At 72.1% G+C, this 21,052-nt stretch carries 17 protein-coding genes and 1 riboswitch; of the genes, 4 read left to right on the top strand and 13 right to left on the bottom strand.

Annotation, left to right across the window (positions count from 1 at the left end; translation table 11 throughout):
- The 9 genes from EUA94_RS07080 to ligA all read right to left on the bottom strand — a co-directional run bounded on the left by EUA94_RS07080 (position 1) and on the right by ligA (position 12,565).
- On the bottom strand, positions 1-1,089 hold the full coding sequence (locus EUA94_RS07080; RefSeq protein WP_129426072.1) for a hypothetical protein: 1,089 nt from the start codon (positions 1,087-1,089) through the stop codon (positions 1-3).
- Positions 1,086-2,975: a prenyltransferase/squalene oxidase repeat-containing protein gene (locus EUA94_RS07085; protein WP_129426074.1), complete on the bottom strand. Its 1,890-nt coding sequence runs from the start codon at positions 2,973-2,975 to the stop codon at positions 1,086-1,088. The genes EUA94_RS07080 and EUA94_RS07085 overlap by 4 nt, the downstream gene beginning before the upstream one ends.
- Positions 2,976-3,050: 75 nt before the next feature.
- Positions 3,051-3,168, bottom strand: a riboswitch (cobalamin riboswitch).
- 127 nt (positions 3,169-3,295) lie between these two features.
- On the bottom strand, positions 3,296-4,714 hold the full coding sequence (locus EUA94_RS07090) for a prenyltransferase/squalene oxidase repeat-containing protein (protein ID WP_129426076.1): 1,419 nt from the start codon (positions 4,712-4,714) through the stop codon (positions 3,296-3,298).
- Between the two features lie 136 nt (positions 4,715-4,850).
- On the bottom strand, positions 4,851-6,359 hold the full coding sequence (gene gatB / locus EUA94_RS07095; RefSeq protein ID WP_129426078.1) for an Asp-tRNA(Asn)/Glu-tRNA(Gln) amidotransferase subunit GatB: 1,509 nt from the start codon (positions 6,357-6,359) through the stop codon (positions 4,851-4,853).
- A 1-nt stretch (position 6,360) separates the two neighbouring features.
- A complete protein-coding gene (gatA, locus tag EUA94_RS07100) occupies positions 6,361-7,872 on the bottom strand; it encodes an Asp-tRNA(Asn)/Glu-tRNA(Gln) amidotransferase subunit GatA (protein ID WP_129426080.1) in 1,512 nt (503 codons plus the stop codon).
- Positions 7,872-8,171, bottom strand: a complete 300-nt coding sequence (gene gatC, locus EUA94_RS07105) for an Asp-tRNA(Asn)/Glu-tRNA(Gln) amidotransferase subunit GatC (RefSeq protein ID WP_129426082.1) — start codon at positions 8,169-8,171, stop codon at positions 7,872-7,874. The genes gatA and gatC overlap by 1 nt, the downstream gene beginning before the upstream one ends.
- Positions 8,172-8,229: 58 nt before the next feature.
- On the bottom strand, positions 8,230-9,105 hold the full coding sequence (locus EUA94_RS07110) for a DMT family transporter (protein ID WP_165356827.1): 876 nt from the start codon (positions 9,103-9,105) through the stop codon (positions 8,230-8,232).
- A 31-nt stretch (positions 9,106-9,136) separates the two neighbouring features.
- Positions 9,137-10,387 (bottom strand): calcium-binding protein, encoded by a 1,251-nt coding sequence (locus EUA94_RS07115; RefSeq protein ID WP_129426086.1) that lies wholly within the window; start codon positions 10,385-10,387, stop codon positions 9,137-9,139.
- 63 nt (positions 10,388-10,450) lie between these two features.
- The gene (gene ligA / locus EUA94_RS07120) at positions 10,451-12,565 is read right to left on the bottom strand and encodes an NAD-dependent DNA ligase LigA (RefSeq protein ID WP_129426088.1); all 2,115 of its coding nucleotides are present in this window, start codon (positions 12,563-12,565) and stop codon (positions 10,451-10,453) included.
- 180 nt (positions 12,566-12,745) lie between these two features.
- On the opposite strand from ligA, the gene EUA94_RS07125 reads away from it, so the two are divergent.
- From EUA94_RS07125 to EUA94_RS07135, 3 genes are all read left to right on the top strand, one after another.
- On the top strand, positions 12,746-13,345 hold the full coding sequence (locus EUA94_RS07125) for a TetR/AcrR family transcriptional regulator (protein ID WP_129426090.1): 600 nt from the start codon (positions 12,746-12,748) through the stop codon (positions 13,343-13,345).
- A gap of 88 nt (positions 13,346-13,433) precedes the next feature.
- Complete coding sequence (locus EUA94_RS07130; RefSeq protein WP_129426092.1) at positions 13,434-15,026, top strand: MFS transporter; 1,593 nt, start codon at positions 13,434-13,436, stop codon at positions 15,024-15,026.
- Positions 15,027-15,141: 115 nt separating this feature from the next.
- Positions 15,142-15,780: an alpha/beta fold hydrolase gene (locus EUA94_RS07135; protein ID WP_207210437.1), complete on the top strand. Its 639-nt coding sequence runs from the start codon at positions 15,142-15,144 to the stop codon at positions 15,778-15,780.
- Between the two features lie 11 nt (positions 15,781-15,791).
- Here EUA94_RS07135 and EUA94_RS07140 read toward each other — a convergent pair whose 3' ends face one another.
- The 3 genes from EUA94_RS07140 to EUA94_RS07150 are packed head-to-tail and all read right to left on the bottom strand — an operon-like array spanning position 15,792 to position 19,068.
- Positions 15,792-16,781: a uroporphyrinogen decarboxylase/cobalamine-independent methonine synthase family protein gene (locus EUA94_RS07140; RefSeq protein ID WP_129426093.1), complete on the bottom strand. Its 990-nt coding sequence runs from the start codon at positions 16,779-16,781 to the stop codon at positions 15,792-15,794.
- Positions 16,778-17,878, bottom strand: coding sequence for a tRNA 2-thiouridine(34) synthase MnmA (gene mnmA, locus EUA94_RS07145; protein WP_129426095.1), 1,101 nt, complete (start codon positions 17,876-17,878; stop codon positions 16,778-16,780). The genes EUA94_RS07140 and mnmA overlap by 4 nt, the downstream gene beginning before the upstream one ends.
- Before the next feature lie 8 nt (positions 17,879-17,886).
- Complete coding sequence (locus EUA94_RS07150) at positions 17,887-19,068, bottom strand: cysteine desulfurase family protein (protein ID WP_129426097.1); 1,182 nt, start codon at positions 19,066-19,068, stop codon at positions 17,887-17,889.
- Between the two features lie 73 nt (positions 19,069-19,141).
- Between EUA94_RS07150 and EUA94_RS07155 the strand changes: the two genes are divergently transcribed.
- Positions 19,142-20,386 carry a gluzincin family metallopeptidase gene (locus EUA94_RS07155; RefSeq protein WP_129426099.1) on the top strand — a complete coding sequence of 415 codons (1,245 nt, stop codon included), beginning with the start codon at positions 19,142-19,144 and terminating at the stop codon, positions 20,384-20,386.
- A 1-nt stretch (position 20,387) separates the two neighbouring features.
- Here EUA94_RS07155 and EUA94_RS07160 read toward each other — a convergent pair whose 3' ends face one another.
- On the bottom strand, positions 20,388-21,047 hold the full coding sequence (locus tag EUA94_RS07160; protein ID WP_129426101.1) for a nucleotidyltransferase domain-containing protein: 660 nt from the start codon (positions 21,045-21,047) through the stop codon (positions 20,388-20,390).
- Positions 21,048-21,052: the final 5 nt, after the last annotated feature.

Consider the following 21,052-nt stretch of genomic DNA (forward strand, 5'->3'; position numbering starts at 1 on the left):
TCAGACCCCCCGTCTACGACGCGCCACGACGGCGCTGCCCGCGATCGCGATCGCGAGCAGGCCGAAGATGCTCCAGGTGAGGGCCGCGGGGATCCGACCGGGCTCGTCGGCGGTCGGCTGACCGGCCTCCGGGTCGGCACTCGCCGTTGAGTCGCTGGGAGACTCAGAGCCCGCATCAGTCGCCTCGGCGTCCTCACTCGCGGTTGAGTCTCCAGGAGACTCATCGTCGAGCGTGGTGTCGTCGGACCCCTTCCCCGAGCCGTCCCCTGAGCCGCCACTTGCCTGTGAGTCTCCAGGAGACTCAGAGGCAAGGGGAGACTCGGAGGGGGCCGACGGCGAGCCGGACGGGCTCGCCCCCGGCGACGAGGAGCCGCCCGAGCCGCTGCTGCCGCCACCGGCACCCAGGGAGGGGCTGGACGACTGCGACCCGCCACCGCTGGACGGCGTGGCGGTGGGCGACGAGCCCGTCGGGGACGAGCTGGGTGGCGACGTCGGTGACGACGAGGTGGGTGATGACGTGGGAGACGAGGTCGGCGACGCCGTGGGAGTAGGCGTGGGCGTCGGTGAGGACGCGGCCACCGGTGGAGCCACGCCCGGCGGCACCGCGCCGCTGTTCTCCCGGCCCTGCTGCCACGACCAGCCGACCGAACCGCCGGCGGGGACGCTCAGGCCACCGACGCCGGAGGACGAGTACGTCCACGAGGACGCCGAGCCGTCGGCCCACCACAGGCCCCAGTAGGCGTTGGACGGCGACGCGTTGACGCACGGGTCGCTCGTGGGGACGCCGTTGACCCGGCACACGAATCCCGGCTGGCGGGTCGCGTAGCTGAGCGAGACGCCCACCGAGGCGAAGATCGACGCGGCGCTCTTGCCGCCGCCGTCCGCCGCGCAGGCCGTGACGATGGACCCACCGAGCTCGCGGTAGTCGACGACCACGCTGACCCCGCCCCCCGACGCGCACGTGGCCGCGCTCGCCGCGGTGGACGAGCCGAGGACGAGCCCCGGACCGGCCACCAGTGCGACGAGCAGCGTCGCCAGGACCCGGAGGAGGCCCTGCCGAGAGCGACGCGCGGACACGGTGACCATCACGGAGCGATGGTCGTGGCGCCCGAACGCAGTGCCGGGAACTGGCCCACGGCCCGCAGCCGCACCTTGTCCTGACCGTCCGGCAGCTCGATCCGCGCCACGAAGCGGCCGGCGTCGTTGGCGCGCCCACGTGCCAGGGTCTCCCCCGCAACGACGAGCCGTACCTTCTCGCCCGGGGCCAGGCGACGGACGAGGACCCGCGTACGCGGACCGTCCGCATTCAGCGCCGAGACCTTCAGCGAGGTCCGGCCCAGGACGCGCGTGTCGTCGGCCACCTGGCCATCGGCGCCGAACAGCACGTAGGACGCGGTGGTGGTGGCCTCCGGAAGCGTCACCGTGCGGCTCAGGGTGCCGTCGGCGGCCACGACGAGCGTGTCATCGCTGACGCCGGGACCGCGCAGGAGGTACCGTGCGCCCGGGCGGGCGCCCAGGACCTCGAGCGCCACCGGGCGGCCGGCCCGCTGGAACCCCACGGGACCGACGAGGCGCACGCCGGTGACCGAGCCGCGCAACGGAGCCGGAGCTGTGGCCGGCGGGGTCGTCGGGGTCGCCGTCGGGGTCGTCGTCGGGGTCGTCGGAGCCGGGACCGTCGTGGTGGAGGTCTGCGAACCGGTCAGCGTCGTCACGGCGAAGACGTACGCGCCGGCGCCCGCGGGCAGCTGGAAGTCCGTGGTCACGACACCGCCGGTGCCCTTGATCGAGCGCGCCGTCGTGCCCAGGGTGACGCAGCCGTACTCGCCGGCGGCCAGGCCGGTGACGGTCGCTGTCACGGTGCCCGCGTCGGACGCGGTGGCAGGCGTCGAGATGCCGAGGGGCGCGCTGGCGGCCGGTGCCCAGTTGAGTGCCGGCGCCGCCTGGGATGCCGCGATCCGCCAGGTGGACCGCTTGGAGGCGATGCCAGCGGTGCGCCCGGCGGCGAGGTCAGCGGCGTTGTAGGCGATCGCACCCGTCGGGGCCAGGGTGGCGCAGGCGCCCGCGTCGGAGACCTGGAGCCCACGGACCCAGCTGCCGGCCTTCGCTGCGGACTGCGTACGCCCGGCCGCGCCGAGCGCCCAGCCGGCCAGGCCGGTGCCGTTGGTGTTGGCGCCTGCGGCGCCGCCGGGGAAGGAGCCGTCGGCGAGCTGGATGGACTCCAGCCACACGGCGGCGTCGGCGATCGCCGTCGTGACCTCCGCAGTGGTGAGGCCGGACTCGACGAGCGAGGTGACCACGAGAGCGGTCACGTCGGGGCTCGTCTCGGTGGCGGGGCACGTTCCGTCGACACCCAGCGGGAAGAAGCCCGCAGGGCACTGCTGTGCGAGGAGCGCCTCGGTGGCGGCCGCGGTCTCGGAGGAGCCCGCAGCTGCCAGTGCCTCGACCGCGAAGCCCTGACCGATCGTGTTGGCGTAGTTGCCGAACGTGCTGACGTCCGCCATCCGACCCGTGGTGTCGTTCGTCAGCTCCTCGAGCTGGGCGACGAGGTCGATGTCGGCGTACTCCGTGCTGGCGTCGCGGCCGATCCGCTCGGTGAATGCGGCCGCCTTGGCGGTGGCGTTGGCGTACTTGGCCACCCCGAGGTTGGCGTGGGTGTCGAAGTCGTACTCGGTCGCCTTGGCGTAGCCGTAGTCGTACTCGTCGGTGGACACGAGGAGCGGGGCGAGGTCGTCGGACACGTCGCCTGCGTCGTCGGCGTGGTTCGTGGCCTGGAGCGCCAGCCCGGCGTCGATGAGCTGGCCGGGGTAGTAGGTGAAGTCGCCCGCAGCGAGCGCGACGGGGACCTCGCCCGCGAGCCAGTCGCCGGCCGAGAACGCGGCCTGCGCAGGGGTGGCGGCGTTGGCGGGGACGAGCAGGGGTTGAGCGATCGTGGTGGCGGCGAGCGCGACGGCTGCCAGCCCGGAGAAGAGCTTCATGGTTCCTTCCTCGCCGCGACAGCGAGGGAGAACGGCATGCGCCGGTCAGCCTCGCTGCATTCCTCGACAGCGATGGTGTTCAAGACGCAACGAGGCAGGTGTTCCGGCTCGCACGGGATTGCTCCCGTGCCCACGGTTGCGGGTCAGCGCCGGTTTCGGACCGGCTTTCCCCACCTCGGGCGTGTGTGGTGCCGACCCAAGCGGGTGCGGCGAGCGCAGCCTAACCCCGCCCGGAGCCTCGACGCACCTCGGCCCGGCGCCACGAGATCAACTCCGTGGACGCCGGGCCGAGGGTGCTGGTGCCGGGTGGTGCTGGTGGGTCAGTTGCGCACGCGCAGCGACGTCCGAGCCTCGTCGTCCGACGTCTTCACGAGCGCGACGCGACGCTGGTTGCCCGCGGGCAGCTCCAGCTTGCGCACGATCTTGTCGCCGGACTTCTTGCCCTTGACGCGCACGAAGTCGCCCTTCACCTGCAGGCAGGCGCTCTCGCTGGGGGCAAGGCCGAAGACGCTGAACTGGACGCTGTCACCCGCGCGGGCCTCGCGCTTCGCGGCCACGATCTGGAGCCGGTCCTTGCTCGCCGGGGCGAACTGGAGGCCGAGGATCGCCTGCGAGGTGGCACGGCGCCACTCGTCGCGCGCGTCGGCCGGGATGCCGGTGGTCTTGGCGTCCGTGGCGCGGTCCTTGCGGTAGGCCACGGCTCCGGTGTCCTTGGTCAGCGCGGTGCGGCACTTGTACTTGTCGACCGGCTGGTTCTTGCGGACCCAGAGCGCGGCCTTGAGCGCGGCGTCGCGGTTCTTGAGCAGGCCCAGGGCGTAGCCGCCGAGGGCGGTGGTGTTGGTGTTGATCGAGGCACCCTCCCCGGCGCTGCGGATCGCGCCGCTGCCCCGCTGGCGCGCGACCAGCCAGCCGCCGGCCTTGGCCAGTGCGGCCTGGACGGCCGGCGTCTTGTCGCCGGACTCGACCAGGTTGATCACCGCGAGGGCGGTGGCGTCGGGGGCGGCCTCGCTGCCCGCGACACCTTCGGTGCACGACTGGCTGACCGAGGCCGCCTTGTCGAAGTCCAGCCGGAAGTAGCCCGACGTGCACTGCTGCTTGAGCAGGAAGTCGCGCGCCGCGCCCGCCTCGGCCGAGTTGGCCAGCGCGAGCGCGCGGACCGCGTACGACTGGCCGACCACGTTGGCGAAGTCGCCGAACTCGGACGTGTCGGAGATCCGGCCCGCCAACGGGTTGGGCGTCGACACGGGCGGCGTACCGGTCGTGGTCGTGGCGTCGGCGGTGCGTGCCTCGAGCTCGGCGATCAGGTTGCGGCCGCCGTAGCTGGTGGGATTCTTCTTGGCCGTACGCGCGAACGCGGCGGCCTTCGCGGTCGCGCCGGCGTACGCCTCCTTCTTCCCGTCACCGATGTACTCGGCGATGCGGGGCTCGAGAGCGTCGTTGATCGCGGTGACGGTGGCGCCCTGGTCGGCGACCGTGGAGAGCGCCATGCCGGTGTCGATCGTCAGACCGAGGTCGGCACCGAACTTCCCGACGAGCAGGCCGTTGGTGAGCTCCCCGGCGATCCACTGGGCAGCGATCGTCGAGGGCGTGCTGTCGGTGGCGGGCGCTGCTGCCTTGGCAGCCCGGAGGGCGGGTGTCGGGTCCGCGGACGCCGGCGGAGCGGCGAGCACTCCCGCGCCCAGCGCGACGGTGGACAGCGCTACCGCTGCCGATCGGATGGGTCGAATGCGATGGTGCATGACTTCCTTCCCGCTCGCGGGAGGACCCCACGACGGCATGCAGCCGCCTGTCCCCCGAGTGATGCGAGCGTTGGTTGGTGATGTGACCAATGTGACGCGAGATCACCCTAACAAGTTGTCTAGACCAGACAAGTCGTCAGGCGAGCTTCTCCAGGATCAGCTCGCGCACCCGGCCGGCGTCGGCCTGCCCGCGCATCTCCTTCATCACCACGCCGATGAGCGCACCTGCCGCGGCGTGCTTGCCGTCGCGGATCTTGTCGGCGACGCCGGGGTTCGCTGCGATGGCGTTGTCTACGGCTGCGCCCAGGGCGCCGTCGTCGGAGACCACCGCGAGGCCGCGACCGGCGACGACCTCGTCGGGCGTCCCCTCCCCGGCCAGCACGCCCTCGAAGACCTGGCGGGCCAGCTTGTCGTTGACCGTCTTGTCGTCGACCAGTGCCTGGATGCGGGCCACGTCGGCGGGCGTGATGGGCAGGTCGACGAGGTCGACGCCGTCCTCGTTGCTGCGCCGGGCGAGCTCACCGAGCCACCACTTGCGCGCCGCCTGCGGTGCTGCGCCCTCGGCGATGGTCTCCTCGACCAGACCGAGCGCGCCGGCACCGATGGTGTCGCGCATCTCCATGTCGGTGAAGCCCCAGTCGGCCTGCAGCCGCGCGCGTCGTACGGTCGGGTTCTCCGGCAGCGTGCCTCGCAGTTCCTCGACCCACTCGCGGCTCGGCGCCACCGGCACCAGGTCCGGCTCGGGGAAGTAGCGGTAGTCCTCGGCGTCGGACTTCTCACGACCGCTCGTGGTGATGCCGGTGTCCTCGTGCCAGTGTCGGGTCTCCTGGAGGATCGAGCCACCGTCACGCAGGATCACGGCGTGGCGCTGCATCTCGTAGCGCACGGCCCGCTCGACCGAGCGGAACGAGTTGACGTTCTTGGTCTCGGTGCGCGTGCCGAGCCCGCCGCTGCCCTTCGGCGCTAGCGAGAGGTTGACGTCGGCGCGCAGGTTGCCCTGGTCCATCCGCGCCTCGGAGACGCCGAGGGCCACGATCAGCTCGCGGAGCTGGGAGACGTACGCCTTGGCGACCTCGGGTGCCCTCTCGCCGGCTCCCATGATCGGGCGGGTGACGATCTCGATGAGCGGGATGCCGGCGCGGTTGTAGTCGACGAGCGAGTAGTCGGCGCCGTGGATGCGACCGGTGGCACCGCCGACGTGCAGCGACTTGCCGGTGTCCTCCTCCATGTGGGCGCGCTCGATCTCGACCCTGAACGTCTCGGTCTCACCGGCGTCGTTCTGGATGTCGACGTCCATGTAGCCGTCGAAGCAGATGGGCTCGTCGTACTGGGACGTCTGGAAGTTCTTCGGCATGTCCGGGTAGAAGTAGTTCTTCCGCGCGAAGCGGCACCACTCGGCGATGTCGCAGTTGAGGGCCAGGCCGATGCGGATCGCGGACTCGACGGCCTTGCCGTTGACCACGGGCATCGCGCCGGGCAGGCCCAGGCACGTCGGGCAGGTGCCGGCGTTGGGCTCGCCGCCGAAGGTGGCCGGGCAGCCGCAGAACATCTTCGAGGCCGTGTTGAGCTCGACGTGGACCTCGAGTCCCAGGGCGGGATCGAAGGCGGCCAGCACGTCGTCGTACGGCATCAGGGCGTCAGGCATGTCAGTTTCCCTCGGTCAGTCCGGTTGCACGGTCGAGCAGCGGACCGCCCCACTCCTGCACGTGCAGGGCCTCCAGCGCGGCACCCACGCGGTAGACGCGGTCGTCGGCCAGCGCCGGTGCGAGCACCTGGAAGCCGGTCGGCAACGAGTCCTCGTCGGCCAGGCCGTTGGGGATCGAGATCCCCGGCACGCCCGACAGGTTGGCGGGGATGGTGGCGAGGTCGTTGAGGTACATCGCCATCGGGTCGTCGAGCTTCTCGCCCAGCTTGAACGCCGTGGTGGGCGCCGTCGGCGAGACGAGCACGTCGACCCGCTCGAAGGCGGCGTCGAAGTCGCGGGTGATCAGCGTGCGGATCTTCTGCGCCTGGCCGTAGTAGGCGTCGTAGTAGCCGCTGGACAGGGCGTACGTGCCCAGGATGATCCGGCGCTTCACCTCGTCGCCGAAGCCCGCGTCGCGGCTGGCGCGCATGACGTCCTCGGCCGAGGGGCTGCCGTCGGGCGTGACCCGGAGGCCGAAGCGCATCGCGTCGAACTTCGCGAGGTTGCTGGACGCCTCGGCCGGGAGGATCAGGTAGTAGGCGGCGAGCGCGTGCACGAACGACGGGCACGACACCTCGACGACCTCGGCCCCGGCCTTCACCATCAGCTCGACGGACTCGTTGAAGCGGTTCATCACGCCGGGCTGCCAGCCGTCGCCCGACATCTCGGTGACGATGCCGACCTTGACGCCCGTCAGGTCCCCGGCGGCGCCCTCGCGGGCCGCCTCGGTGAACGAGGGCCACTCCCGCTTGATCGAGGTGGAGTCGCGCAGGTCGTGGCCGCCGATGATGTCGTGCAGCATCGCGGCGTCGAGGACGTTGCGGGTGACCGGGCCGGCCTGGTCGAGGCTGTTGGCCAGGGCCACCAGTCCGTAGCGCGACACCCCGCCGTACGTCGGCTTCACGCCGACGGTGCCGGTGACCGCGCCGGGCTGGCGGATCGAGCCGCCCGTGTCGGTGCCGATCGCGAGCGGAGCCTCGTACGACGCGACCGCCGCGGCCGAACCGCCGCCGGAGCCGCCCGGGATCCGGTCGAGGTCCCACGGGTTGTGGGTCGGGCCGTAGGCCGAGTGCTCGGTGGACGAGCCCATGGCGAACTCGTCCATGTTGGTCTTGCCGAGGATCGGCAGGCCCGCCACGCGCAGGCGCTCGACGACGGTGGCGTCGTAGGGCGGGACCCAGCCCTCGAGGATCTTCGAGCCGCAGGTCGTCGGCAGCCCGCGGGTGGCGAGCACGTCCTTCACCGCGATCGGTACGCCGTCGAGCGGCCCGCGTGCCTCGCCGCGGGCGCGGCGGGCGTCGGACTCGGCCGCCTGGAGCAGCGCGCCCTCGGCGTCGACGTGGAGGAAGGCGTGGACCCGGTCGTCGACCTCGGCGATGCGGTCGAGGTGGCGCTGGGTGACCTCGACGGAGGTGACCTCGCCGGCTGCCAGCTGGTCGGCGAGGGAGGCGGCGGTCGTACGCGAGTCGCTCATCAGGCCTCCTCGTCCAGGATCCGCGGGACGGAGAAGCGGTTGCCCTCCGCGGCCGGGGCGCCGGACAGCGCCTCCTCGGCGCTGAGCCCGGGGACGACGACGTCCTCGCGGAACACGTTGGTGAGCGGGATCGCGTGGGAGGTCGGCGGCACGTCGTCCCCCGCCACCCCGGTGATCGAGGCGACCGACTCGAGGATCACGCTCAGCTGGGGAGCGAGGTGGTCGAGCTCGGCGTCGGAGAGGTCGATGCGGGCGAGGGTGGCCAGGTGGGCCACCTCCTCGCGGGTGATCTCGGGCATGGGGTGATCCTAGGAGAGCCGTGCCGCGGCCGGAGATTCGGGCGAGGTCGCGGACGGACTAGGTGGCGCGTACGTCGCGACGTCCCGGCCAGCGGTTGACGGCGAAGACACCCGCACAGACGAGCACGGTGCCGGCGACCAGCGGCCAGCCCAGCTGCTCGTCGAGCAGCAGCCAGCCGAGGACGACGGCAACGACGGGCACCAGGAAGATGCTGACCGCCACGCGACCCACCTCCCCCGTCGTCACGAGGTGCATCCAGAGCAGCCACGCGAGCGCGGTGCCCACGAGGGTCGTCCAGGCGATCGCGCCGCCGACGCGCGGCGTGAGGTCGAGGCCGTCCGTGCCACCAGTCACGGCCGCCGCCGCGGCAAGCACGACGCCACCGCCGAGGAGCGGGAGCGCCACCGCCCACAGCGGCTCGACGCGCGACGCCGTCCGCTGGACCGCGATCGTCCCCAGCGACCAGCTGAGCGCGGTCGCCACCGCGAGCACGATGCCGTACGTCGACACCTCGCCCTCGTGGCGCAGGGAGACCACCGCGACCCCGGCGAAGGCGGTCAGCGCACCCAGCACGCGGACCGGCCCCAGGGGATCACCCAGGAGCGGCCGCGCGAGCAGCACGGTGATCACCGGCTGGAGGTAGAGCAGCAGCGACGCGTAGCCCGAGTCGAGGTGGTCGATCGCCAGCACCTGGAGGCCGAAGAAGCCGACGACGTTGAGCAGCGCCAGCACGGCGTACGGCCCGAGGTTCCCCCGGAGGCCCGGTCGCCGCCCGGCCGCGAGCGCGACGAGGACGAGCAGCGCACCGCCGATGAGGCAGCGCGTCGCGGCCAGCACCAGTGGCGGACAGCCCTCCAGCGCGATCTTGATCGAGGTGAAGGTCGAGCCCCACGCCAGGATCAGCAGCGCCGTGACGATCAGCCGGGTCCGCACCGGCACAGGATGGCAGGTGCCCCGCCCGACCTCAGCAGCTCGAGCGCTTCTCCGCGGCCTTGCACGTGTCGTTGCCGCCGCGACCGCGGGCGATGTCGAAGCCGCCCCCGCCGTCGAGGCGGTCGGGCTCGTCGGAGCCGGTCATCACGTCCGCGCCACCGCGGCCGTAGATCATCACGCGGTAGTCGGGATCGGCGGTGACGATCTCGGAGTCGTTGCTGCCCTTGAAGATCGACAGCGCACGGGCCGGGAGGATCACGTCGCTGAAGCCGGTGATCTTCCCCTCGAGCGTGAACGGCTGGAGGTCGCGGATGGTGGTCTTCCTGAGCTGGTCGATCCGCAGGGTCGGCTTCAGGGCAGGGTTGGAGTTGGCGACGATGCGGAGCTTGTCCTGCCCGCCGTAGCCCTTCGCCACGAAGCCGGACTCCACCGGGATCGGGAAGGTGATCGTGTCGACGCCGCTGCCCCCGCGGATGACCTGGTGGCTCTCCGAGGTCGACGAGAGGATGTCGCTGCCGCTGCCGCCGACGAACGTGTCGACGCCGATCGAGCCGAAGACCTGGTCGTCGCCCGCATCGCCGTAGATCCGGTCGTTGCCGATCGTGCCGGGCGCGTCGGCCGACACGGCGTCGTCGCCCCCGCGGCCGAAGATCGTGTCGTCACCGCCGCGCGCGGCGATCACGTCGCGCGAGTTGGTGCCCTTGATCGTGTCGCCGAGCGGCGAGCCGATCACCCGGATCCCGCCGTCGTAGCCGGTCACGGTGTCGCTGCCTTCGGCGGCGATCGGGACGGTGCGGCTGGAGCGGAAGTCCACGACGACCGGCGCCGGTGCGGCGAAGTAGGACACGCCGTCGAGCTCGACCGCGGTGCCGTCCGTTGCCGGGCGCGGGTCGTAGCCGAGGTCGATGACGTCGTTGCCCACGCCTCCGGAGATCGTGTCCCCCCTCTTCAGGATCCGGCCGTAGACGTCGATCCTGAGCAGGTCGCTCTCGCCGTAGAGGCGGTCGTCGCCCTCACCGCCGACGATGGTGTCGGCGCCCTCTCCGCCGCAGAGCACGTCGTTGCCTGCCAACCCGCGAATCGTGTCGGTGCCGCCGCGGGCCGCGATCACGTCGCGCTTCGGCGTACCGGTGATCGTGTTGCCCTTGTCGTTGCCGACGATGGTGGCCTTCAGGCCGCCGCAGGTGACGGCTGCGGCCTGCGCGGTCGGCGCCAGCGCGAGCGGAGCGGCGAGCCCGGCCGCGGCGATGAGCACCGGGACGAGTGAACGGGTGAGGCGCATGCTGACTCCCAAGGAATTAGTCGTTCCGCATCTTCTGCCCCATCCTGCGCCTCCCACACCCGATCAGGACAGGGCGTCGGGACCTCGCTCCAGCAGCAGCGTGAACTGCTCCTCGTCGAGCACGCGCACACCCAGCTGCTCGGCCTTGTCGGCCTTGGAGCCGGCGTTCTCACCCACCACGACGTAGTCGGTCTTCTTCGACACCGAACCCGACGCCTTGCCGCCGCGGCTGATGATCGCCTCCTTGACCGAGTCACGGGTGTACGCCTGCAGGCCGCCCGTGACGACGACCGTCAGGCCCTCGAGCGTCCGGGTGATCGACGCGTCCCGCTCGTCGGCCATCGCCACACCGGCCGCGGCCCAGGCGTCGACGATCGCGGTGTGCCACGCCGACTCGGGCCCGTCGAACCACTCCCGTACGGAGGCGGCGATCGTGGGACCGACGCCCTCGGTGCCGGCCAGCGACTCCTCGGACGCCTCCCGCACCGCGGTCATCGACCCGAACTCGGTCGCCAGCGCGCGGGCCGCCGTCGGCCCGACGTGGCGGATCGAGAGGGCGACCAGCACCCGCCAGAGCGGCACCGCGGCCTTGCGCTCGTGGAGGTTGGCCAGCAGTCGCACGCCGTTCGCCGATAGTTGTTGGGTGGGTGGTTCCCCCTTCTTGGGCGCGCGGGTGAACAGCGGTGCCCTGACCAGGGCCGCCTCGTCGAGGTCGAACAGGGCGCCCTCGTTGGCCACTCCCCTTCCGTTGTCCAGCACGTCCGCGTCGAGGAGCGCGACGGCCGCCTCGTAGCCGAGCCCCTCGATGTCGAAGGCACCGCGACCGGCGACGTGGAACACGCGCTCGCGCACCTGGGCCGGGCAGCGCTCGTGGTTGGGGCAGCGGAGGTCCTTGTCGCCCTCCTTCTGCTGGGCGAGCGGGGTCGCGCAGGCGGGGCACTTCGTCGGCATCTTCCACGGCTTGAGCCCCTTCGGCCGCAGGGCCAGCACGGGCCCGAGGATCTCGGGGATCACGTCGCCGGCCTTGCGCAGGATGACCGTGTCGCCCGGGCGGACGTCCTTGCGCTTCACCTCGTGGGCGTTGTGCAGGGTGGCGTTCTCGACGGTCGAGCCCGCGACCTTCGTCGGCTCCATCACGCCGTACGGCGTCACCCGGCCGGTGCGGCCGACGTTGACCTCGATCGACCGCAGGAGGGTGTTGACCTCCTCGGGCGGGTACTTGAACGCGATCGCCCAGCGCGGCGCCCGGCTCGTGGAGCCCAGTCGTCGCTGGAGCGACACGTCGTCGACCTTGACGACCAGGCCGTCGATCTCGTAGCCGACGATCGTGTGGCGGTGCTCGCCGACGTGCGCGATCCGCTCCTCGACCGCCGCGAGGCTCGGCACCACCCGGACCTGCTCGGAGACCGGCAGCCCCCACGCGGCCAGGGCGTCGTACGCCCCGCTCTGCGTGGTCGGCTCGAACCCCTCGCGGGCGCCGATGCCGTGGCAGACCATCCCGAGGTCGCGCGTGGCGGTCACCTTCGGGTCCTTCTGCCGGAGCGAGCCGGCAGCCGCGTTGCGCGGGTTGGCGAACATCGCCTTGCCGGCGTCGACCATCGACGCGTTGAGCCGCTCGAAGGCCGCGGCGGGCAGGAAGACCTCCCCGCGCACCTCGACGAGGGCGGGCACCGGGAACTCGTCGGTGCCGGACAGCCGGTGGGGCACCGACGCGATCGTCTTGACGTTGGGCGTGACGTCCTCGCCCGTGCGCCCGTCGCCGCGGGTCAGCGCCCGGACCAGGCGACCCTGCTCGTAGAGGAGGTTGATCGCGAGGCCGTCGACCTTGAGCTCGCACAGGAGGGCAGGCGCGTCGATGCCCTCGCGCAGGATCCGGGCGTGCCAGGCGGCGAGCTCGTCGGTGGTGAAGGCGTTGTCGAGCGACTCCATCCGCTGGAGGTGGTCGACGGCGGTGAAGTCGGTGGAGACGGCCCCACCGACCTTCTGGGTGGGCGAGTCGGGCGTACGGAGCTCCGGGTAGGCCTCCTCCAGTGCCTCGAGCTCACGCAACCGGACGTCGAAGTCGGCGTCGGACAGCGTCGGGTCGTCGAGCACGTAGTAGCGCCAGCGGGCGTCGTCGACCTCCTCGCTGAGCGCCGCGTGGCGCTCCCGGGCGGTCGCCAGATCGGGCGTCGTCATGCGCACAGTCTGCCGGTCGCCTCCGACACCCGTCGCACCCTCGTACGCGTGGCGGTCTGGACCGGATGAAACTGATTTGTTCCATCGGAATAGATCTGCCTACGCTCCAGTTGTGGAAACGAAACCGTTTCGTTTCATCGTGACGACCGTCACTCCGCACCACCCGCGACCGGAGACCCTGTGACCCCGACCGAGACCGGCACCCGCCCCCGCGTGGAGGGCGAGCGCGAGCTGGAGATCTTCGAGGCGACCCTGCAGGTCCTCGACGAGGTCGGCTACGACCTGCTCACGATGGACGCCGTCGCCAGCCGTGCGAAGGCGTCCAAGGCCACGCTCTACCGCCGGTGGAAGGGCAAGCCCGAGCTCGTCGTGGCCGCGATCATGGCCCACAAGGGCGAGTCCGTCGTGCCCGACACCGGAACGCTCCGCGGCGACCTCCTCGAGGCCTACTGCGGCGGCAACGGAGGGCTCAACGACCCGCTGGCGCAGTCGGTGCTGTCCGCCGTCGTCACCGCCATGGGCCGCGACCCGGAGTTCGCCGAGGTCTACCGGCGCGACTTCATCGGCCCCAAGGTCGCCTCCTCCCGCGCGATCTACGAGCGGGCCCGCGAGCGTGGCGAGGTCCACCCCGACATCGACCTCTCGGTCCTGGCGCCCGCACTGGCCGGGATCGTCCTGCACCGCGCGTTCCTCCTCGGCGACACCGTGACCCCCGAGCTCGTCGGGCGCGTGCTCGACGAGGTCATCCTCCCCGCCGCCCTCCACGGCCCCTGTTCCTGACCACCCTCACCGCCACTCACAGCCATGGCCCGACCCACTGTCGGACCCCTCTGATCCACTCGTGCTCGTCCGCTCCCGAAGGAATCCCATGACCGACACCACCAGCACCACCTCGTCGTCCGGGGCGGTGTCGCCGCCCCAGCGCGAGCTCAACCTGACCTGGGCGCTCGTCCTGATCTCGATCGCACAGCTGATGGTCGTGCTCGACGCGACCATCGCCAACATCGCGCTCCCCTACATCCAGATCGACCTGGAGATCAGCAACGCCAACCTCCCCTGGATCGTCACGGGCTACGCGCTCGCCTTCGGCAGCCTGCTGCTGCTCGGTGGCCGCCTCGGTGACCTCTACGGCCGCCGCAAGGTGTTCATGGCCGGCCTCGCGATCTTCGCCATCGCCTCCCTCCTGGGCGGCTTCGCTACCAATGAGCCGCTCCTGCTCGCCGCCCGTGGCCTGCAGGGCCTCGGTGCCGCGCTCGCCTCCCCGGCAGCGCTCGCGCTCATCACCACGACGTTCCCCGCAGGTCCCGCCCGCAACCGGGCGTTCGCGGTGTACGCCGCCATGTCGGGCGCCGGCGCAGCCGTCGGCCTGATCCTCGGTGGCTGGCTCACCGGCACCTCGCCGGAGATCTTCGGCATCGTGGTCGACGGCTGGCGCTTCACCTTCCTGATCAACGTCCCGATCGGTCTCGCCGCCGCGTTCCTGGCCCCGCGCTTCCTCAACGAGTCGGAGTCCCACCCGGGCGAGCTGGACCTGCCCGGCGCCGTCACCGGCACCCTCGGCCTGCTCGGCGTCGTGTACGGCCTGTCCCGGGCCGGCACCGAGGGCTGGGGCGACACCTACACGGTCGCGAGCCTCGTCGCCGGCGTGGCACTGCTGGTCGTCTTCGGCTTCATCGAGAGCCGCGTCGAGCACCCGCTCCTGCCGTTCCGCATCTTCACCAACCGCACTCGCGCATCGAGCTTCGTGGCGATGTTCCTCGCCCCGGCCGCGATGTTCGCGATGTTCTACTTCCTCAGCCAGTACATCCAGAACGTCATGGGCTACAGCCCGCTCAAGGCCGGCGTCGCGTTCCTGCCGTTCACCGTCGGCATCGTCGTCGGAGCCGGGCTGGCGTCCAACCTGGTCAACCGGATCGACCCGCGCTACATCTCCGGCGTGGGCACCCTGATCGCGGCCGGCGCCCTGTTCGGCTTCTCGCGGCTGCCCTACGACACGTCGTTCCCCCCGAGCGACCTGACCGGGACCTACGTCACCGACATCATGCCGTTCATCATCATGATGGCCTTCGGCATGGGCCTCACCTTCGTGCCGGTGACCCTGACGGCGGTCCACCACCTGCGCTCGGAGGAGTCCGGCATCGGGTCGGGCGTGCTCAACACGGCGCAGCAGGTCGGCGGCGCGCTCGGCCTCGCCGTGCTGGCGACCGTCGCGACGCAGACCTTCACCGACCGGGGCAAGGAGTTCGCCGCAGCCGCGGCGAACGGTCCTCAGCCGTCGGCCGAGCAGGCCAAGGCGTTTGCCGAGATCGCACAGCAGCAGATCTTCACGGAGGGCTCGACCAACGCCTTCCTGGTCGGCTCGATCCTGATGCTCGCGGCCTCCGTGGTGATCTGGATCTTCCTCGACGTCAAGCACGAGGAGCTCGCGACCGACGGGCCCGAGGGCGTCGTCGCGCACTGATCGATCGCACCACCACGGGCGAGGGAGGATCTCCGGCGACGGAGGTCCTCCCTCGTCCCGCTCCGGCCCATCCGCTCCGCCCATCCGCCCACCGGCCCCACTCCGAAGGAGAGTCGTGACCGAACCGCACCTGACGACGTACGACGCCCCGGGCCGCCCGCGGGCGATGGTCCTCGTGCTCCACGGCGGCAAGCCCCGGTCGGCGCAGTCCGTCGACGGGCGCAGCGCCTCGTGGCGCCGTGCCCTGTGGCTGCAGCGCGAGATCGCGCAGCGGGCGCACGAGGTCGGCATCGGTGTGTGGCTGGTCCGCTACCGCGAGCGCGGCTGGAACGGCGGCACCGACCGGGTGGCCGACGCCCGGTGGGCGCTCGACCGGTTGCGCGAGGTCCACGGTGACGTCCCCCTGGTGCTGCTCGGACACTCGATGGGTGCCCGCGTCGCCGTGCACGTCGCCGACGACCCCTCGGTCGTCGGCGTGGTCGGACTGGCCCCGTGGTGGTCGGCCGACGACCCGGTGCGCACCCTCGCGGGCCGGACGCTGCGCGCGGCCCACGGGCGTCGCGACCGCATCACCTCGTTCCGCGAGACGACCCGCTACGTCGCCCGCGCCGCGGCCGTGGCGGACAGCGCCGAGCTGCAGGACATGGGCGCACTCGGCCACTACATGCTCACCGGTGCCGCGCGCTGGCACACGGTCGCGATCGAGTCCGTGCTCGAGGTGCTGGGCGCGCACGTGCCGTCCCGCGAGGGCTGAGCGGCCAGCTGTCAGAGGTTGCGCGCGACCGTCGCCGAGAGGCGTACAGCGCGCGCCGCCCACGCCGGGGTCGCGCCGGCCAGCCCACAGGTCGGGGTGACCACGAGGTGCTCCCCCGCCGTCTCCGGGTCCAGGCCGAGCATGTCGAACCAGCGCTGTACGCGCTCGGTGAGGCGCGCGTCGGAGGGCGGGGTGGCCGGGTCGGCGGAGGGGACCACGCCAAGGGCCGCGGTCCGGCCTGCCTCCAGCGCCTCGGCGAAGACGTCGAGGTCACCGGGGCCGAGCATGTCGAGGTCGGCGGACAGGCCGGCCACTCCGGTGCCGGCGACCAGCCCCCACGGGATCTGCGGCGCGCACGAGTGCACCCACGCCTCGGCTCCCGAGTCGGCGATCGCGGCGACCATCCACTCCAGGTGGGCCGACAGCTCCGGCGCGTCGACACGGCGGTGCCGGCCGAAGCCGCTGGCCGTCGGCACCTGCGCGTTCGCGACGGCAGCGAGGGCCGGCTCGTCGATCTGCACGATCCACCGCTCGACGCCGCTGACCCGTCGGCGCAGGTCGGCCAGGTGGATCCGGACGCCCTCGGCCAGCGCCTGCGCGAGCTCGCGGCGGGCGCCGTGGTCGCTCAGCAGCTTGTCGCCACGAGGCTTCTCGACCGTGGCCGCGAGCGTCCACGGCCCGGTGACCTGGGTCTTGAAGGCACCCACGACGCCCTGGGCCAGCTCCTCGACGGTGTCGAGGTCCTGGGCCAGCAGCGAGACCGCACGCCGGTGGTCGACCCCGCTCGCACCGGTCAACCGCCACCCGGCGGGCTGCAGGTCGGCGGCGAGGCCGTCGGCCAGCGCGAGACCGCGGCCCGTCATCGCGGCGATCACGCCGCGACCGGGCAGCTCCGGAACGTGCGGGAGGTCGGGGAGCTCGCCGAGGACGAGGCGTACGGCCTCGGCGTAGGCGGCGTTGGTGGTGCCGGGCATCGATCCGACGCCCGTGGCGAGGCTCATCGCGCGGCGACCGGGCGGGTGGACTCGATGGTGGCGGACCCCACGACGCGAGTGCCGTCGTAGATCACGGCCGCCTGGCCCGGGGCGATGCCCTCGGCCGGGTCGAGCAGGTCGATCGAGACCCGGTCGCCCGCGACCACGACCGACGCGCGGTGCTCGGCGCCGTGGGCGCGCAGCTGCACGGTGCCGTCCACCCGCTCGGGGACGGTGCCGCACCAGCGGGGCCGGATGCCGGCGATCCGGTCGACCGCGAGCCGCTCGCGCGGGCCGACGGTGACCGTCCCGCTGACGGGCTCGATGTCGAGCACGAAGCGGGGCTTGCCGTCCGGGGCCGGGGTGCCGAGGCGCAGCCCGCGCCGCTGCCCGATGGTGAAGCCGTACGTGCCGGTGTGGCTGCCGACCGTCTCGCCGGTGGTCGCGTCGACGATGTCGCCGCCGTGGTTGGGGGCGCGGTCGCCGAGCTTCTCGCGCAGCCACCCGGCGTTGTCGCCGTCGGCGACGAAGCAGATGTCGTGGGAGTCGGGCTTGTCGGCGACCAGCAGGCCGCGGGCCTCGGCCTCTCGACGTACGGCCGGCTTGTCGGTGTCGCCCAGCGGGAACATCGAGTGCCGCAGCTGCTGCTGGTCGAGGACGCCGAGGACGTAGGACTGGTCCTTGCCGTGGTCGGTCGCGCGGTGCATCTCGATCAGCCCGTCGGGACCGCTGCGCAGCTGCGCGTAGTGGCCGGTCGCGACCGCGTCGAAGCCCAGCGCCAGCGCCCGGTCGAGCACCGCCGCGAACTTGATCTTCTCGTTGCAGCGCAGGCAGGGGTTGGGCGTACGTCCGGCTGCGTACTCGTCCATGAAGTCCTCCACGACGTCCTCGTGGAAGCGCTCGGACAGGTCCCAGACGTAGAACGGGATCCCGATGATGTCGGCGGCCCGGCGCGCATCGTTGCTGTCCTCGATGGTGCAGCAGCCGCGGGCGCCGGAGCGGTACGACGCCGGGTTGCGGCTCAGCGCGAGGTGCACGCCCGTGACCTCGTGGCCGGCCTCGGCGGCTCGGGCCGCGGCCACGGCGGAGTCCACCCCGCCGGACATGGCGGCGACGACCTTCATCCCACTCCTCAGCGCGCCCTGGCGGCCCGGGCGCGCTCGACGACGGGGCCGATGGCCGCGACGAGGGCGTCGATGTCGGCCGGCGTGGTGGTGTGGCCGAGCGAGAAGCGCAACGAGTGGCGGGCCTGCTGGTCGTCGCAGCCCATCGCGAGCAGGACGTGGGAGGGCTGGGGCACGCCGGCGGAGCACGCGGACCCGGTGGAGCACTCGATGCCGCGGGCGTCGAGCAGCATCAGGAGCGAGTCGCCCTCGCAGCCCGGGAAGCCGAGGTGCGCGTTGCCGGGGAGTCGTCCGGGGCCCTGCGGCGCTCCGTGGAGGTGGGCATCGGGCACGACCTCGGTGACTCTTCGCACCAGGTCGTCACGCAGCTCGGCGATCCGGACGGCGTGCTCGTGCTGGGCCTTGACCGACGCCTCGACGGCCGCGGCCAGTCCGGCGATCGCGGGCACGTCGAGGGTGCCGCTGCGGATGTCCCGCTCCTGGCCGCCGCCGTGCACCAGGGCGCTCACGGGCAGGTCGCGGCGTACGACGAGCGCGCCGACGCCGTAGGGGCCGCCGACCTTGTGGCCGGTGAAGGTCAGTGCGTCGACACCTGAGTCCGCGAAGTCCACCGGCACCTGGCCGAGCGCCTGCACGGCGTCGGTGTGCACCGGGATCCGGTGCTCGCGGGCGAGGGCGACGACCTCGTCGAGCGGCTGCAGCGAGCCGACCTCGTTGTTGGCCCACATCACCGACACCAGGCCCACCGAGGCCGGGTCGCGAGAGATCGACTCGCGCAGCGCCTCGACGTCCAGGACACCCTGGGCCGTCACCGGGAGCAGCTCCACGTCGGCGTGGTCGTAGGTCCGCAGCCAGTCGAGCGGGTCGAGCACGGCGTGGTGCTCGATGGAGGTCGAGAGGATGCGCGTGCGGCGCCGGTCCTCGTCGCGGCGGGCCCAGAAGATGCCCTTGACCGCGAGATTGTCGGACTCGGTGCCCCCGGAGGTGAAGACGACGTCGCCGGGCAGCGCGCCGATCGCACCGGCGATCGTCTCGCGCGACTCCTCCACGATGCGTCGCGCACCGCGGCCCGACGCGTGCAACGAGCTCGCGTTGCCCACCCCGGCGAGCTGCCGGGTCATCGCCTCGACGGCGACCGGCAGCATGGGCGTGGTCGCGGCGTGGTCGAGGTAGACGAGCTGCTGGGTCATGACCTGCCAAGCGTACGGGGCGTCCCCCGCGAACTCACTCCGCGTGACCACGAACACGCTTAGGCTCCGCCGCATGCGTGCATCCCGGGCCTGGCTCCCCTGCCTCGCCCTGGTGCTACTGCTCCCGCTCACCGGCTGCGAGGGCGACGCCGCGACCGACCAGGAATCGTCACCCGTCACGCTCCGCCAACGCCCGGCACCTGCCGCGGGCACGGACGAGTCACTCCGCGAAGCGGCGCTCGACCTCGTCGACGCCCGCGAGCGGGCGCTCCAGGACGGCGATCGCGATGCCTTCCTGTCGACGGTCGATGCCGACGACCTGGGCTTCTCCGCCACCCAGGCACGATGGTTCGACAACCTGGCCCTTCTTCCCGTCACGGACGTGTCCTTCGAGCTCGGCGACGAGGACGTCATGTCCGAGGTCGTCAGGGACGGCGACCTCCAGCTGCCGATCGACTTCACCATGCGTCTCAGCGGCTTCGACGCCCGGCCGGTGACGCAAGTGATGGTGTGGACGTTCGTCCGTCGCGACGGCGAGGTGGCGCTCGCCAACGACCACAGCGCCGAGGTCGACGCGATGACCCGCTGGATCCCGGCTCCCTGGGACGTCGCGCACATCGAGGTCCGGAGGACCGAGCAGATCCTGGGGATCTTCGACGAGGACACGGTCGACCATGCCGACTACGTGATGCGCGACCTCGCCGCTGCCGCGACGGTCGTACGCGAGCACCTCCCGCAGTGGACGGGGAGCTTCGTCGTGTACGGCGGGTCGGACGTCACGGCGATGTCGCGGATGACGGAGATGACCGTGGACGAGACCGCCGGGGTCGCGTTCCCGGTGCTGTCACGAGTGGGCGGGCGGGTGGCTGCCTACCGGTTCATCGTGAACCCGACGGTCGTGGGCGACGTCCTCTCGCGCAGCGTCGTCTTCCGCCACGAGCTGGTGCACGTCGCCCTGGGTTCGTCCGACGCCTGGTCACCGGTCTGGTTGGTCGAGGGGGTCGCGCAGTACGTCGCCCTGTCGCCGTACCCCGTCGACCAGCGCCGTCTCATGGCGGCCCAGCGGCTCGTGGGCGTGGCTCCGAGGGCCCTGGAGGACTCGCGGGCCTTCTACGAGCGCAACCAGGGAGTGAACTACGCGCTGGCGGCACTGGTCTGCGACTACGTCGCGTCGACCCGCGGCGAGGACGCGATCTGGGACCTCGTGCGCACCTTCGCGAGCGGCGCGGGTGGCGCCGAGGAGGTCGTACGCCGAGAGCTCGGTGTGTCGACCTCCGAGCTCAGCCGCCAGGCCCTCGCCTGGGCGCGCTCGGCCTGACTCAGGTCATCCGGTCCAGCCACGCGTGGCCCGGGTAGAGCCGCGTCACCGCCTCGCGCAGCCAGTCGCGCGCACCCGCGTCGAGCAGCGGCCACGTGACGGCCAGGTCGCGGTCGTCCTTGGGCCGGTGCAGCACCGCCTTGTAGAGCAGCGTGATCTCCGGGCGCAGGTAGCGGATCCCGTCGTCCGCGACCCAGGTCACGTCCGCGAGCGGCGCAACGTGGTCGGGATCGCGCTTGCTGGTCCAGAGGCCGTCCCGGTCGGGCGTGATGGGCAGGTCGATGACCCACGGGTCCGTCGCGCTCCGCCTGATCCACACCTGGCTGCTCACGTCGAGCACCTCGGGGAACCGGTCGCTGAAGGGGCGCAGCGTGCCGCCGTGGTTGCTCCAGAGGTGCCACGCGTCGCCCACGTGCGCCCGGAAGGCGTCGAGGTCGCAGGCCAGCAGCGTGAGGTCGACGTCCTCGTGCTCGCGCAGCACACCCGTGTACGCCTCGATCGACCACCCGCCGACGATCCACCACGGTCGGGTGAAGCCGGCCATGAAGTCGGCCAGCGCCGGTGGGTCCATCGGCTCCCACGGTCCGTAGCGCCCGAAGAACTCCTCGTCCTCCGCGACCTCCTCGGGCGTGCGGTGCAGCGGCTCCCGCTCCTCGGTCATGGGGC

Source organism: Nocardioides zhouii (assembly GCF_004137345.1).
In the GTDB taxonomy this organism is placed as follows: domain Bacteria; phylum Actinomycetota; class Actinomycetes; order Propionibacteriales; family Nocardioidaceae; genus Nocardioides; species Nocardioides zhouii.